Origin of the sequence: Bibersteinia trehalosi USDA-ARS-USMARC-188 (assembly GCF_000521725.1) — a bacterium.
Taxonomy (GTDB): domain Bacteria; phylum Pseudomonadota; class Gammaproteobacteria; order Enterobacterales; family Pasteurellaceae; genus Bibersteinia; species Bibersteinia trehalosi.
Genome location: NZ_CP006954.1, coordinates 1,633,944 through 1,650,081 on the forward strand (window position 1 = coordinate 1,633,944; position 16,138 = coordinate 1,650,081).

The window sequence follows — 16,138 nt, forward strand, 5'->3', positions numbered from 1 at the left end:
TTGCATATTGCTGATGGCATCTCTAATAAGCATCAGCCATTTAAGTAAGCAGTCTGTTTTCACTATAAGAGAACCCTCCATACTAAAGCTTGGTAAAATTTGCAAAAAATTTTCCAAAATAGACCGCTTGTCGGCTATAATGCATAATTTACTGGATAAAATCACATAAAGAGGCAACTGTGGATTTCTCTCTATTACTCGATGGCTTAAATGATAAACAACGTGAAGCCGTAGCCGCTCCGCTCGGCAATTATTTGGTACTCGCAGGGGCAGGTAGCGGTAAAACGCGTGTGCTCACTCATCGTATTGCTTGGCTTATCGGTGTGGAGAATGTCCCTGAAAGTAATATCCTTGCTGTTACCTTTACAAATAAAGCCGCAGCAGAAATGCGTCAGCGTATTGAAAGTACCCTTATGCAAGCAGGTAATCATCGCCTATTTGGTATGTGGGTTGGCACCTTCCATAGCATTGCCAACCGCTTATTACGTTCTCACTATCTCGATGCCGATCTGCCCCAAGATTTCCAAATTATGGATACGGAAGATCAGCTTCGTTTGCTCAAACGCTTGATGAAACTGCATAACATTGATGAAAAACATTTTCCACCTAAACAGGTGGCGTGGTTTATTAATGCCCAAAAAGATAAAGGTTTGCGTGCCAAAGATATTGTGCTGGAACAAGGCGACCATAATGGGCGAGAATTGGTGAAACTGTATCAAATTTATCAAGATGCCTGCGACCGTGCTGGCTTGCTTGATTTTGCCGAGTTATTAATTCGAGCCTATGAGCTATTCAAAAATAAACCGCCGATTTTGCAACGTTATCAACAACGCTTTCAGCAAATTTTGATCGATGAATTCCAAGATACTAACAACATTCAATACGATTTAATCCGATTACTGGCAGGAAATAGCGGCCATGTGATGATTGTGGGCGATGATGATCAATCTATCTACGGCTGGCGAGGGGCACAAGTGGAAAATATCCAACGTTTTTTGAATGATTATCAAAATGCCCAAACTATCCGCCTTGAGCAAAACTATCGTTCTACAGGGCATATTCTTAATTCAGCCAATGCCTTAATTGCCAATAACGATAACCGTTTAGGTAAAAACCTTTGGACAGATAGTGGCGATGGTGACCCTGTCGATATTTATTGTGCATTTAATGAATTAGATGAAGCTCGTTTTGTTGCCTCACAAATTAAACAGTGGAAAGAAGACCATGGCGATTTAAACGAATGTGCCGTGCTGTATCGGAGTAATAGCCAATCTCGTGTGATTGAAGAAGCGCTTATTCAAGCCAACATTCCTTACCGTATTTATGGCGGTATGCGATTCTTTGAACGCCAAGAAATTAAAGATGCCCTTGCCTATTTACGCTTAATTGCCAATCGCCAAGATGATGCCGCATTTGAGCGTGTTGTGAATACCCCACCACGCAGCATTGGCGATCGTACCCTTGATGTGCTGCGTCAATTAACTCGTAGCCGTCAGATCACCCTTTGGCAAGCAATCCAAGTAGCAGTAAAAGAAGAAATGCTATCAGGACGTGCTGCAAATGCACTACTCCGTTTTGTCGATTTAATCAATGCGTTGGATAACGAAACCGAGCAGATGCCCCTATTCGAGCAAACCGATTTTGTGATTAAAAATTCCGGTTTGTATGAGATGTATAAGCAAGAAAAAGGCGAAAAAGGTGAAGTACGCATTGAAAACTTAGAAGAGTTAGTCAGTGCAACCCGTGATTTTATCAAAACTGATGAAGCCGATGAAATGAGCGATCTCACTGCATTTTTAACCCACGCTTCCCTTGAAGCAGGTGAAACACAGGCTTCACCACATCAGGAATATGTCGAATTAATGACATTGCACTCAGCAAAAGGATTGGAGTTTCCTCGTGTATTTATCGTAGGGGTGGAAGAAGGCTTATTCCCGAGTGGAATGAGCTTTGATGAAGGTAGATTACAAGAAGAGCGTCGCCTTGCCTATGTAGGGATTACTCGAGCGAAGAAAAAACTCACGATTAGCTATGCCGAACTACGTCGTTTATACGGCAAGGAAGAACGCCATTTACCTTCTCGGTTTATTGCCGAACTACCTGAAGAACATATTCGTGAAGTACGGCTACGAGGAAATATCAACCGCCCTGCGGCTTTTGTAAATTCCAAAGCAAAATCAACCGCTTGTATTGATAATACGAATGAATGGAAAATGGGACAAAAAGTACTTCACGAAAAATTTGGGCAAGGTACGGTTATTAATGTGGAAGGCAGCGGCGAACAAACCCGCTTACAAATTGCCTTTGTCGCCAATGGCATCAAATGGCTAATTGCGAAAATGGCAAAATTGGAAAGAAATTAGGGCGCAGACACAAGGTTTGCGCCAATGAATTTTACATGGTAAAGCAGAGCTAAATTGGCTGACGTGGCACGGCATTTTGGTAGCCAAACTGCCGCCATGCTTCATAAACCACCACCGCCACCGAATTGGATAAATTCATACTGCGGCTATCTTTGCACATTGGAATGCGGATTTTTTGCGACATCGGCAGTGTATCTAAAATTGCCATAGGAATGCCGCGGCTTTCTGGCCCGAACATCAAGAAATCGCCTAATTCATACTGCACATCGCTATGATTTGGCTCGCCTTTAGTCGTCAGGGCAAACAGACGTTTCGGCTTGGCGCGAGCCAAAAAATCGTCAAAATTTTTGTATTTTTGAATATCGACAAATTCGTGATAATCCAGCCCTGAGCGGCGGAGCTTTTTATCGTCCCACGCAAAACCCAGTGGTTCAATCATATGCAGTCTAAAACCACAATTGGCACATAAACGGATAATGTTGCCACTATTTTGCGGAATTTCTGGTTCATAAAGTACAATATCTAACATTCTATCCCTCCTTATGCTTCACTATCCAACAATTATGAATTTGTGGATTACGCTCAAAATCCAATGGTAAGGTTTTCGCCGAGATATTCTCTGCGGTTAAACCTAGTTTGGCTAACCCCTCAAAGTCCATTTTAAACCCTCGTTTGTTATTGGAGAAAACGATAGTGCCATCATGGGTTAAAATGCGTTTGAGATTTTCAAACAATTTGAGGTGATCTCGCTGTACGTCCCAACTGTTTTCCATACGTTTGGAGTTGGAGAATGTTGGCGGATCCACAAAAATCAATTCAAAACGTTCACGACATTCGGCAAGCCATTGCAAACAATCGGCTTGAATTAAGCGGTGATTGCGATGATTTCGCCCTGTTAAATCATTCAGCGCTAAATTTTGCTCAGCCCAGTTAAGATAAGTGTTAGACATATCCACTGTGGTGGTAGATTTTGCGCCATGCAGTGCAGCGTGAATCGTCGCTGACCCCGTATAGGCAAATAGGTTTAAGAATGTTTTACCTTTCGCCATTTCGCCTACCATTTTACGAGTAAGGCGATGATCCAAGAATAAGCCTGTATCCAAATAATCAGTGAGATTGACCCACAACTTCGCCCCATACTCTTCTACAAAGAAATAATCGCCTTTGTTTGCCAATTTTTCATACTGATTGGTACCTTTTTGTTTTTGGCGTACTTTCAGCACTAATTTGTTTGTTTCAACGCCTGTAACCGCCAGCGTTGCCGAAACGGCATCAAGCAAGCGTTGGCGTGCTTTATTTTCATCAATGTTTTTCGGGGCTTGATACTCTTGTACCACAATGTGATCTTTGTATCTGTCCACCGCTAAATTATATTCTGGTAAATCCGCATCATATAAGCGATAGGCTTCTAAGTCTTGTTGTTTCGCCCATTTCTCAATTTTTTTGATATTTTTCGCAAGGCGATTGGCAAAATCTTTTGCCACTTCACGATTTTGTTCAAATTGTAAATTTTCGCCTAAATCTGACCGCTTGTTAGCATTTTCACTGATCAGATAATTTTTCTGCACACAATCTAACGGCCCATTTTTCGCTTTAAATTGACGAGCAGAACGTAAACGTAAGCAGTTGAGTAGTTCAGGCTCGCCACTAAAAATAGAGGCATTCCACCCAGCAAACTGCTGTTTTAAACGTTGCCCAAAAACAGAATAGAGTGCAATTAACGCAGGCGTTGTGCCAAGTCGTTCACCATATGGGGGGTTACAAATTACCGTGCCGATATGCTCCGCACATGGATTTTTAAGTGCGGCTACATCGCCTTGCTGAAATTGGATTAAATGTGCCACGCCTGCATTCTCGGCATTCTGTTTTGCCTTAGCGAGAACACGATGATCGAGATCAAAACCAAAAAACATTGTAGGGGCGGACCGATGTGTCCGCCCATTTTCGCCTGTTTCAGGGCGGACACATCGGTCCGCCCCTACCATTTGCTTCTTTACCGCTTCATTCTTGACCTTTTCCCACACAGCAGGCTGATGCCCTTTCCAGCAATCAAAGCCCCATTTTTTGCGACTGATTTGTGGGGCGATATTGGCTGCCATTTGTGCTGCTTCAATTAACAGTGTGCCAGAGCCGCACATTGGATCTACTAACGGTGTGCCTATTTTCCAGCCAGAACGCAGGATAATTGCTGCTGCAAGGGTTTCACGCAACGGGGCAGCGCCTGTATCTTCACGATAACCACGCATATGCAACGCCTCACCACTTAAATCGAGCGAAATCACGAGCTCTTCACGGTTCAGATAAGCGTGTAAACGCACATCAGGGCGGATTTTATCAACAGTTGGGCGAGCAAAACCTTTACGCTCAAAATAATCCACAATACCGTCTTTGACACGCATTGCACCAAATTGGGTATGACGAATTTCTCGGTTTGTGCCGTTGAAATCCACAAAAAAGGTATCACGTGGGTCAAATAATTCTGCCCAATTAAAGGCAACTACTGAGGCATAAAGATCGCTATCGCTAAAAATTTTAGTGGTAATTAACGGCAATAAAATGCGTGAGGCTAAACGGCTGTGTAATAACGCTTTATATACCCCTTCAAGGGAAGTGGTGAAATGCACGCCGCCTTGGGCAATTTTGCATTCAGCATGGTTAATTTGTTGCAGCTCGCTTTTTAGCATTTCTTCAAAGCCACGAGCGCAAGTGGCGAAATAGGTTTGATTGATCATACTTTCTTTTATCTTCAACAAAATTGACAAATTATAGCGGAAATAGCGAAACAAGCGGTCAAAATCCGCAAAAATTTTGCAAAATCACGTAAAGAAACTTCACTCACTCCAAATTTCGGTTAAAAACCACTCTTTTAAGCAAATTTCAAAATAAAAAATCACTTTTATTGCATAAATATGCAAATTTAACTTGTTTTTGAAGCAAAAGCACTCTACACTCTCGTTCATTCTTTATACTTTGGGAGAAATCAAATGGCAAAATACAAAGTGTTTATTGACGGTGCGGCAGGCACAACGGGATTGCGGATTTATGAACGTTTAGGGCAAGCAACAGATATTGAATTATTAAGCCTAGCTGAAAATGAGCGAAAAGATCGCAATGCTCGTCTGGCGAAAATCGCAGAGGCGGATATTACTGTGCTTTGTTTGCCTGATGAGGCTTCCAAAGAAATCATTGCAAGCGCCCCAAAATCAGCAAAAATTTGCGATACCTCTACCGCTTTTCGTACTCATTCCGACTGGGTTTATGGATTCGCTGAACTTACAGGGCAAAAAACAAGAATCCAACATGCAACCCGAGTTGCTGTACCGGGTTGCCACGCTAGCGGTTTTATTGCGTTAGTTCGCCCATTGATTGAAAAGAACGCCTTACCCAAAGACAGCTTACTTTCTTGCCACTCTTTAACGGGCTATTCAGGCGGTGGTAAAGCGATGATTGGCGAATATCAAGCCCAAGATCGGGCGGAAAAATACACGGCTCCTCGTTTATACGGCTTGCCACTTAAACACAAACATTTACCTGAAATGCAAACGCTAACAGGGTTAAATAATGCACCATTATTCACTCCTGTCGTTGCGGATTTTTACAGTGGAATGCTCGTTACCGTGCCGTTATTTACGGCTCAGTTTAATCAAGGTTATCAAGAAGGCGTTGCCGTGCATCAGCTATTGTCAGATTACTACCACGATAGCTCGCTGATTCAAGTCCAACCATTTGGTGTAATGCCTGATGATAATATGCTTAATGCCAATGAATACGCAGGCAAAGACAGTATGCAAATTTTTGTGTATGCCAATGAGTCTCAAATTCTGCTTGCGGCACGTTTTGATAATCTCGGCAAAGGCGCAAGCGGTGCTGCAGTGCAGTGTTTGAATTTGATGTTGGGACGAGATGAAACAGCAGGTTTAGATATTTAATTTGTAGGGGCGGACCGATGTGTCCGCCCGAATATCCCACGAAATTAATGGGCGGACACATCGGTCCGCCCCTACATAAAAATTTTAAATTTAAGGAATAAAATATGACATTCACAACAATCAACGGCGGGGTTACCGCACCAAAAGGATTTAAGGCAAGTGGCGTGCATTGTGGCATTCGCCGTAATCGTGGCAAATTGGATTTAGCCTTGCTCGTGAGCGATGTGCCTTGTGCTACTGCCTCTGTTTATACGCAAAATAAAGTGAAAGGCGCACCGATTTTTGTAACGCAAAAAAACATTGCGGACGGCTATGCACAAGCCATGTTATGCAATAGTGGTAATGCCAATACTTGTAATCCCAATGGCGTGGAAATTGCCGAGCAATGTTGCCAACTGGCAGCGGAAACGCTTGGATTAAAACCAACGGATTTTGTGATTGCCTCCACAGGCGTTATCGGGCAACCACTAATGATTGAGCCTTTTGAATATGGTATTCCCAAAGCCTTTGAGGAATTAAGCTATGAAGGGGGAGAGCAAGCTGCCGAAGCGATTATGACCACCGATACTGTCAAAAAATCCTACGCAATTCAATTTGAATTGGGCGGTAAAGCTTGCCATATCGGGGCGATGACCAAAGGCAGTGGAATGATCAATCCAAATATGGCGACAATGCTCACTTTCATTACAACCGATGTGGCTATCACGCCTGCAATGTTAGATAAAGCGTTGAAAGCGACGGTTAAAACCACGCTCAACCAAATCAATGTGGACGGCGATACCTCCACCAATGATATGGCAACGGTAATGGCAAATGGCTTAGCAGGCAACCCTGAAATTGATGAAGAAAATGCGGATTTTGTGCTTTTCTGTGAGGCATTAAAACAGGTTTGTATTTGGGCGTGCCGTCAAATTGCCAAAGATGGCGAAGGTGCAACGAAATTATTGCAATGCACCGTAAGCCATGCCAATACAGAAGAAAATGCACTAAAAATCGCGAAAAGTATTATTTCTAGCGACCTATTTAAATCGGCAATGTTTGGCGAAGATGCTAACTGGGGACGTGCTTTATGTGCCATTGGCTACACCGAAGGCAATTTCAGCATTGACGGCGTTTCTGTGATCCTCAAAAGTGCCAAAGGGGAAGTCAAAGTATGCGAAAACGCTGCCTACCACCCATTTAGCGAAGAAAAAGCCGCTGAAATTTTAAGTGAAAACGAGATTGAAATTTTAGTGGATATGCACGATGGCACCGCATTCGCCCAAGCGTGGGGGTGTGATTTAACTTATGAATATGTCCGAATCAATGGGGATTATCGTAGTTAAATCTCCCCCCTCCCCTCTTTTTCAAAGAGGGGGCGATCTTTTTGAGCGTAAAATAAGATTGAGCGTGATTTCCCCACGAAATAAATTCCCCTCTTTGAAAAAGAGGGGTTAGGGGAGATTTTATTGGGGCGAAGCCCCAAGATGATAAAAAACAGGAAAACCAATATGCAACAATCCCAAATTGAAGCCCTCACCAAAGTGATGGGCGAAGCAACGCCCTATATCAAAAAATATCAAGGTAAAACCATCGTGGTGAAATACGGTGGCAATGCGATGATCAACGAAGAACTCAAACAAGCCGTTATGCAAGACTTACTATTGCTCAACCAAATAGGCGTAAAAGTCGTGTTAGTGCATGGCGGTGGCCCTGAAATTTCTCACGGATTGAAGCTCATTGGCAAGGAAAGCCAATTTATCAACGGTTTGCGTGTAACCGATAAAGAAACGATGGACGTTGTGCAACAAATGCTGGCAGGCAAGGTAAACAAAAGCCTCGTTGCTTTGCTTAAAGGCAAAGGCATAGGCTTATGTGGCTTAGACGGCAATATGCTGCTGTGCGAAAAATTACAGACCGAATACGATTTAGGCTTTGTGGGCGAAATCAAAAGTGTGGACACTACATTGCTCAACTTCGCTCTTGATTCTGGTTTTATCCCTGTGATTGCGACCATTGGTGCAGATGAACAGGGTATCGCTTACAACATCAATGCCGACACCGCCGCTAGTGAAATAGCAATAGCATTACAAGCGGAAAAACTCGTGAGTATGACCGATATTGCAGGGCTATTGATGAATAAAGATGATGAAAGTACCTTAATCCCCGAAGTGGAAATTAGCGAAGTGCAAACGCTCATTGATAAAGGCATTATCAGTGGCGGTATGATCCCTAAAATCGCCTGCTGTGTGGATTGTGTGAAAGCTAGCGTAAAAGAATCTGCCATTATTGACGGACGAATTCCCCACGCGATTTTGCTAGAAATGTTCAGCACCGAAGGGAATGGGACGTTGTTTTATAAAAAGGAGGCAAATCATGAGTAGTCAGACAGCCAAGCAATTAGATCACACCTATATCGCCCAAACCTATGGGCGGTTTGATTTAGCATTAAGCCACGCTAAAGGCTGTGAAGTATGGGATTTTGAGGGCAAACGCTATTTGGATTTTACCTCTGGGATTGGGGTAAATAGTTTGGGCTGGGCTGATGAGAATTGGCTACAAGCGGTCATTCATCAAGCAAGCACCCTTTCTCATACCTCTAATTTATTCTACACCTCTCCCGCTGCGCAACTTGCCGAAAAATTAGTGAAAGCAAGCGGGTTAAAACGGGTCTTTTTTTGCAATTCGGGGGCAGAAGCCAACGAGGGAGCAATAAAAACTGCTCGCAAATATAGTGTTGATAAATACGGTGAAAACCGCTCAACGATTCTTTCTCTGGTGAATTCTTTTCATGGGCGAACCATTTCTACCCTTGCGGCGACAGGCCAAGCTGTCTTTCATCAACATTTTTTCCCTTTCACACAAGGTTTTGAACATTTAGAAGCAAATAATCTTAGTGCTCTCACGCAACGACTCAACCAAAATGATGTTTGTGCGGTAATGCTGGAAATCGTGCAAGGAGAAGGCGGTTTAAATTCGTTGAATCCCGATTATTTACAAGGCGTGCAAGCACTTTGCCAAGCGAACGATATTTTGTTGATTATTGACGAAGTACAAACAGGCATAGGGCGCACGGGCAAAATGTTCGCCTATCAACATATTGGTTTAACGCCTGATATTGTTACCCTTGCCAAAGGCTTAGGAGGTGGCTTGCCAATTGGGGCAGTACTGTTTGGTGAAAAATGTGAATATACGCTTGGTAAAAGCGATCACGGCTCAACCTTTGGGGCAAATCCTGTGAGCTGTGCGGCGGCTAATGCGGTGATGGATAAATTAACGCCCGATTTTTTAGCTGAAGTCGCACGCAAGGGGGAAAAACTGAAAGCAGAATTAGCAAAATTGCCAAAAGTAAAATCCGTCAGCGGTTTAGGTTTAATGCTTGGGGTGGAATTTGAAGAAGATATTCAAGCCAGTAATGTAGTGGCAAAAGCAATTGAACAAGGCGTGTTGTTTTTAACAGCGAAACATAAATTACGTTTATTGCCGCCGTTGATTATTTCAGATGAAGAGATAACTGAAGGCTTGGCTGTACTACAGCATATTCTGGCAAGTTATTAACTCACTAAGGCGCCAACTATGTGCGCCTTTTTCATTTATTCCTTGGAAAATTTTAGCTATTTTTGGTATCGCTTGTTCCTACTCATTATTAGACTTTGGTACTTATATCTAAACATCCTATCTTTTTCTTTTAAAAATTTTGAACTAAAAACACACAGCAGCAGTCGAAACTTCCGCCAAATTTGGTTATACCTAGGCTCAGTTGATAATTCTAATTATCAACTGAGCCTAGTATATGGATGTATAACTTTTTATTTTACTTTTGGAGCAGGATGCTTTTTTTGGAGCAATCAAGCATAAACAGGGCTATTGCTCTAATTTTTTATGCTTTATAATTCGCTGCATTTTAAGCAAACTTAATTATACAAATCTAATATATTCGATATATTTGGATTTTTAGGCTTTTTTAATATGCAAAAACTATATAAAACACCAATCCTACCTCTATCTTTGTTATTAGCAACGCACTCCACAATAAGCCTTGCTTACTCCAAGATTGATGAACAGCGTGAACAAATTGTGATCGCCTCCCGCGAAAATAACACAGCGCTCACCCAAGCTATTCAGGAGTTGAGGAGACTTTATAAACAAACCAGTGACAAAAAGGTACGTGATGATTTAATCGCCCTACTGATTCGTCAAGAAAATTATCAACAAGCGTTGAATGTTTGCGCAAAATGTAAAATAAGTGATTTTTCAGAGAGTGAACTGGAAAATTTAGCTCGAGCAGCACGTAATCAGAAACAGTTGCAAAAATCACTGACGCTTTATCAGCAACTGGCAAAAAAATTTCCACAAAACCCTAATGGGTTGCTTGGTAGTGGTTTACTTTTTATTGAATTAGCTCGCTACCAACAAGCAAAAGATAGTCTCAATCGTTATATCACTCGTTTTGGGCAAGACAGTGCTGTTGAAGAAGCTCTCGGCTACTTACGCCAAAATGCTGAAACAGAAATTGGTAGAATTGGGCGCCTACAAGATGAATTGCAAAAAAATCCTCAAAATCAAGCGCTTGCTTTGGAACTCTATCGCCTTGCGGCAAAATATAATCTGATTCCGCTACAACAACGGCTTAAATCACAATACCCCGAGCTCTTTAGTGCAAATGATGCGGCTTGGCTTTCACACACAATGGCAATCAATAATGTTCGTGGCGAAGCAATCACGCCCCAGCAACTTGATCAATCTTTCCAACAATTAAGTCAATTAATAGCACAAAATACCGTTGATTCACCTATCTATCGACAAGCATTACAAGATCGCATCGTCTTGGCTGTTCGCCTCAAAAATTACCGCTCAGCCCTTGCCGACTATCGCCAACTAGAAAAATCTGTGCAGACGATTCCTAATTATGTGCAAGAATCTTATGCGGATGCCCTCTTAGCTGAAGGCTCTCCTTCAAAAGCATTATCTATTTATCAAAATTTGGTAAAGCCGTCTGAAAATATTCCTGCCGAATTGCGCTTTAAATTAGTCAATGCCGCAAGTGATAGTGGACAATTTAAATTGGCTGAACAATATGCCAATGCCATTGATGAACCGCCATTTGTACAAGACTATACCCATACTCAGCGGATTATTAACCCTAATTATGATCGCCAATTCTTTAGTCAAGTGAGTTTAACCAACTGGCGAGGGAATAAAGCTAAGGCAATGCGTTTACTTGAAGAGCGTTTACAACAAAAAACCCCTGGTGATCCTTGGACAATGCTAGAAATTGGTGAATTGTCTCGCGCTTTTCAACATTATGACGATGCAGAAACTTGGGCAAATAACGCGATGCCATTTTTGGCGCCACATGAACGTCACAATAGCCAGCGTTTACTCGCTAATGTGGCATTAGATCGTCAAGATTGGAAAACAGCTTCTCAAATTATCCGTTCATTTGATGATACACAAAAATTTCAAGAACGTAGTTTGTTAGAACGCTATGAGCGCTTAAGTTCAACAGAGGTGATCGCACACTTTGGTATACAACATAAAACCTCACCAAAAGACAGTGAAAATAATGAGGTTTCACAAGAATATCTTATTTATTCACCACGCAGTTTCAAAGGACATCGAGCTTATGTTCATTATCTTGCAAACAATGCCCCCAATGGGCAACAAAATTTAAAACAACAACGTGCAGGAGCTGGTGTCGCTTTAAATTTTTATCCGTTAGACTTAAATTTTGAAGCAGGTAGAGGTATTAAGCTCAATGATAGAGCCTATTTCACACTGAATTTAAATTACCAGTATTCCCAACACTGGTCGTTTGCGTTGCAAGCTAATCGTAATGGCAGCCAAACCCCAATTAAAGCAATTCAGCAAAATATCTATAGCAAAGATATAGGTATTGCCTCAACTTACCGTTATAGCGATCGATTCCAAGCCGGCTTAAATGCGAATTGGATGAAATTTGATGATAGTAATTTACGTCAAAACTACTTTGTTTGGGCAAATCTCCACACTTTACAAAAAGATCGCTGGTCACTTTCTAACTCGCTCCGGTTCGATTATCAAAAGAATAGGCAAATTAATAACGCTATTTATTACAATCCTGAACAAAGCAAAAGTGTTGAATTTGGTACAAATATTGCCTACCTACAGCCTTTTGATTACGGCTTAATCCTCACCCATCACCTAAAAGGGAATATTGGACGCTATTCACAAAAACATGAATCGCATGCAAAAACTTGGTCGCTCAGTTATGAACATCAATGGCGGATGGGTAAGAAATTAGCTATTAGCTATGAGATCGGGCGTAAGAAAAATATTTATGACGGCGACACAGAATTTAATAATTTCGCCAATGTTAATTTTTCATTCTATTTTAAATAAGGTTTAATAATGACTTTTAATAATAAATTTAAGATCTTTTTATTTCTCTTTATGGCAATATTTGTCGGAGAAACCGCTGCAAAAAACAACGAATACCATGTACTTGCTTATCATTCAGTGCTTGATGAAAATGCACCCGAGCAAGATAAATACTATCTACCGCAAACCATTCCTGCGCGCCAATTAATCGCCCATTTTAATTGGCTAAAAACGAATGGCTACAATGTTATCGCTTGGCAGCAAGTTGTGGATGCAGAAGCAGGAAAAAGTAGTCTGCCAGATAAAGCGGTACTACTCAGCTTTGATGATGGCTATGAATCCATGTATAGCACTATTTTTCCCTTGCTAAAAGCCTACAACTATCCAGCGGTATTTGCCCCTGTAAGTAGCTGGTTAAATGCCCCAACGGGTAGCCAAATTCAATATGGAAGCACCGCTAAACTCTCTCGCAATGCCTTTGCCCAATGGCATGAAGTGGCAGAAATGCAGCGTAGTGGATTAGTCGAAATCGCCTCACATACTCACGATCTCCACTATGGGGTTAATGCAAACCCTGCAGGTAGTCAGATCCCTGCGGTAATTTCACCTATCTACAAAAATGGTCAATACGAGAGCAAACAAGCATATCGCCAACGTTTACAACGCGATTTTCAATCCTCTGTGAAATTCATTCATCAACATACAGGACATGCACCTCGAATTATTGTTTGGCCTTATGGACAATTTAATGACACTGCCGTAGAGGTTGCCCGCCAAGCAGGTATGCCTCATCATTTTTCTTTAGATATGAGCAAAGTTAATCGTGCCGGTGACAAACATATCGGGCGATTATTACTGGATGCAGAAACTTCAATTGATACTATCGAAGAATATTTGGTGGGAAAAACGGCTGAAAATGGCATACAGAGAGTAATACATGTCGATTTAGATTATGTCTTTGATCCCAACCCAGCCCAGCAGGCTAAAAATTTAGATGCACTTATTCAGCGTATTTATGATTATGGCATTACGACTGTTTACCTACAGGCGTATGCTGATCAAGATGGTAACGGCGTTGCTGATGCGCTTTATTTCCCCAATAAATATTTGCCAGTGAAATCGGATCTGTTTAGCCAAGTTGCTTGGCAATTAATTAGTCGAGCCGATGTAAAAGTCTATGCATGGATGCCCGTGCTTGCTTTTGATATTGGTGAAAAAGGTGAATACGTGCTTGATCGTCGTACAGGCAAACCTGCTGAAAATCACTATCTTCGCCTAAACCCTTATTCAGCAAAAAATAAAGCGATGATTCAATCCATTTATCAAGATCTCGCATTTTATGCCAAGTTCAATGGCATTCTTTTTCATGATGATGCATTCCTTACCGATTTTGAGATCAATGATAACAGTGCGCAAAAGACTGCAGATTTAATTCAATTTACGCATGAATTAACACAAAGCCTTGCACCTTATTTCCGTTATGGTAAAGAAAAAATCAAAACAGCACGTAATATTTATGCGTCATTGATCACTCAACCGGAATCAGAAGCTTGGTTTGCACAGAATTTTGTAAAATTTACTCAACACTATGATACTACCGCCATTATGGCAATGCCTTATATGGAAAATGAGAATTCAATTGATGCTAAAGAAGCCAAAGCTTGGCTAGACAATTTAATTCATTTAGTAAAAGCGGAGAATATCCCTTTGCATAAAGTACTATTTGAGCTACAAGCAGTAAACTGGCGTAATAATAAAGCGATACCAACAGCTGAAATGATTGATTGGATTAGTACATTAACTAAAAACGGTATCTATAGTTTCGGTTATTATCCAGATAACTTTATTAACAACCAACCTAATTTAAAGCAAATTAGACCTTACATGTCAATTAATCAAAACTCGACAAAATAACAAGGTATTCATATGTTTTTAGAAATTTTTGGCATTTTTGTTTTCGCCTACCCTGCGGTAATGGCTCTCTATTGGTCGGTAGCAGGTATTGTCTATTTTATTCTTTATGAGAGAAATTTATCTAAGCAAAAATTTTGCAAACACCAAAATAACATGCCGATGGTAAGTGTTATGATCCCTTGCTATAACGAAGCAGAAAATTTAGATGAATCTATCCCACATTTATTAAAATTACGTTATCCCAATTATGAATTAATTTTTATCAATGATGGGAGTAAAGATAGTACTGGAGAAATTATTGATCGCTGGGCTGAGCAGAATTCGAAAATAATTCCCCTTCACCAGCAAAATTCAGGAAAAGCAAGCGCATTAAATAATGCCTTAAAAATTGCACGTGGCAAATATGTTGCCTGTATTGATGGTGATGCTGTATTAGATTATAGGGCTCTCGACTACATGGTCGAATCACTGGAAAAATCTTCAAAATATGGTGCAGTAACAGGCAATCCTCGCGTAAGAAACCGTAGCACAATTTTAGGTAGATTACAGGTTTCTGAGTTTAGCTCTATTATCGGTCTGATTAAGCGAGCACAAAGCCTGATGGGGACAATCTTCACTGTCTCTGGTGTTTGCTGTTTATTCCGTAAAGATGCCATGTTAGAGATCGGTGGCTGGAGCCAAAATATGATCACGGAAGATATTGATGTTAGCTGGAAACTCCAAACTGCTGGCTATGATATTTACTATGAACCGCGTGCACTATGTTGGGTATTAATGCCAGAAAAACTCTCTGGATTATTCAAACAACGCTTACGCTGGGCGCAAGGCGGTGCAGAAGTCATTATGAAATATTTTTCCCAAGTATGGCGATTTAAAAATCGCCGTTTATGGCCAATGTATATTGAATATTTTATCACGGCAATCTGGGCTATTTCACTGATAATCACCACACTGATTGCTGCCTATCAGTTTTTATTCTCTCAACCATTAATATGGAATCAAAATCTGCTACTACTGAGAACCAGTATTGCTATTTTGTTCTCGGCCTTTTTCTTTCAATGCTTATTTAGCATGTATATTGATAGCCGTTACGAAAAAGGATTAACTCGCTATGTATTTTCTTGTATCTGGTATCCATGGGTATATTGGTTACTAAACACATTAACGCTATTAATTGGTATTCCAAAAGCCATTTTTAGAAACAAATCCCAATTAGCAGTTTGGGTAAGCCCAGATAGAGGAGTATAAGTATATGCCAAGAAAATTACAAAAATTAATGGTAATTAATAAAAGTCGTAACTTACCACTTAAATTAAAATTAAAAACTATATTAATTGATATTATCACCTGGGGATTGTGGATTTACGTGGGATACTTTATCTACGTCCATGCAGATCATATCCTTAACCTTCCTATTATTGATAATTTAATTTTTATTGATGTAATAGGCCTGATGTTTTTAATCGTGTTAGGATTACTCATCCTAACTATATTATGGGCTGTGATTACAAGAAGTAAGCGCAATACCCAAAATAAGGAAAATAATGATTTAAAATAATATTATTTTTCAGTTCAAGCGGTCAGTTTTGCAAA

11 protein-coding genes are annotated in these 16,138 nt (G+C 40.9%); 9 read left to right on the plus strand and 2 right to left on the minus strand.

Features of this window, described 5'->3' with window-relative positions; translation table 11 throughout:
* Positions 1 to 179: 179 nt before the first annotated feature.
* Positions 180 to 2,363: a DNA helicase II gene (uvrD, locus tag F542_RS07425; RefSeq protein WP_025267215.1), complete on the plus strand. Its 2,184-nt coding sequence runs from the start codon at positions 180 to 182 to the stop codon at positions 2,361 to 2,363.
* 49 nt (positions 2,364 to 2,412) lie between these two features.
* On the opposite strand, the gene trmL is transcribed toward uvrD, so the two are convergent.
* Both trmL and rlmKL read right to left on the minus strand, forming a co-directional pair.
* The gene (gene trmL, locus F542_RS07430) at positions 2,413 to 2,892 is read right to left on the minus strand and encodes a tRNA (uridine(34)/cytosine(34)/5-carboxymethylaminomethyluridine(34)-2'-O)-methyltransferase TrmL (RefSeq protein ID WP_025267216.1); all 480 of its coding nucleotides are present in this window, start codon (positions 2,890 to 2,892) and stop codon (positions 2,413 to 2,415) included.
* A gap of 1 nt (position 2,893) precedes the next feature.
* Complete coding sequence (rlmKL, locus tag F542_RS07435; RefSeq protein WP_025267217.1) at positions 2,894 to 5,095, minus strand: bifunctional 23S rRNA (guanine(2069)-N(7))-methyltransferase RlmK/23S rRNA (guanine(2445)-N(2))-methyltransferase RlmL; 2,202 nt, start codon at positions 5,093 to 5,095, stop codon at positions 2,894 to 2,896.
* A gap of 252 nt (positions 5,096 to 5,347) precedes the next feature.
* Between rlmKL and argC the strand changes: the two genes are divergently transcribed.
* The 8 genes from argC to F542_RS07475 all read left to right on the plus strand — a co-directional run bounded on the left by argC (position 5,348) and on the right by F542_RS07475 (position 16,103).
* Positions 5,348 to 6,292 (plus strand): N-acetyl-gamma-glutamyl-phosphate reductase, encoded by a 945-nt coding sequence (gene argC, locus F542_RS07440; RefSeq protein ID WP_025267218.1) that lies wholly within the window; start codon positions 5,348 to 5,350, stop codon positions 6,290 to 6,292.
* A 104-nt stretch (positions 6,293 to 6,396) separates the two neighbouring features.
* Complete coding sequence (gene argJ, locus F542_RS07445; protein WP_025267219.1) at positions 6,397 to 7,617, plus strand: bifunctional glutamate N-acetyltransferase/amino-acid acetyltransferase ArgJ; 1,221 nt, start codon at positions 6,397 to 6,399, stop codon at positions 7,615 to 7,617.
* Positions 7,618 to 7,782: 165 nt separating this feature from the next.
* Positions 7,783 to 8,655 (plus strand): acetylglutamate kinase, encoded by an 873-nt coding sequence (gene argB / locus F542_RS07450; RefSeq protein WP_025267220.1) that lies wholly within the window; start codon positions 7,783 to 7,785, stop codon positions 8,653 to 8,655.
* On the plus strand, positions 8,648 to 9,829 hold the full coding sequence (locus tag F542_RS07455) for an aspartate aminotransferase family protein (protein WP_025267221.1): 1,182 nt from the start codon (positions 8,648 to 8,650) through the stop codon (positions 9,827 to 9,829). Before argB ends, F542_RS07455 begins: the two co-directional genes overlap by 8 nt.
* A gap of 411 nt (positions 9,830 to 10,240) precedes the next feature.
* Positions 10,241 to 12,652 carry a poly-beta-1,6 N-acetyl-D-glucosamine export porin PgaA gene (gene pgaA / locus F542_RS07460; protein ID WP_042365679.1) on the plus strand — a complete coding sequence of 804 codons (2,412 nt, stop codon included), beginning with the start codon at positions 10,241 to 10,243 and terminating at the stop codon, positions 12,650 to 12,652.
* 9 nt (positions 12,653 to 12,661) lie between these two features.
* Positions 12,662 to 14,545: a poly-beta-1,6-N-acetyl-D-glucosamine N-deacetylase PgaB gene (gene pgaB / locus F542_RS07465; RefSeq protein ID WP_025267223.1), complete on the plus strand. Its 1,884-nt coding sequence runs from the start codon at positions 12,662 to 12,664 to the stop codon at positions 14,543 to 14,545.
* 60 nt (positions 14,546 to 14,605) lie between these two features.
* Complete coding sequence (gene pgaC, locus F542_RS07470) at positions 14,606 to 15,793, plus strand: poly-beta-1,6-N-acetyl-D-glucosamine synthase (RefSeq protein ID WP_407636814.1); 1,188 nt, start codon at positions 14,606 to 14,608, stop codon at positions 15,791 to 15,793.
* Between the two features lie 4 nt (positions 15,794 to 15,797).
* Positions 15,798 to 16,103, plus strand: coding sequence for a hypothetical protein (locus tag F542_RS07475; protein ID WP_025267225.1), 306 nt, complete (start codon positions 15,798 to 15,800; stop codon positions 16,101 to 16,103).
* Positions 16,104 to 16,138 lie beyond the last annotated feature (35 nt).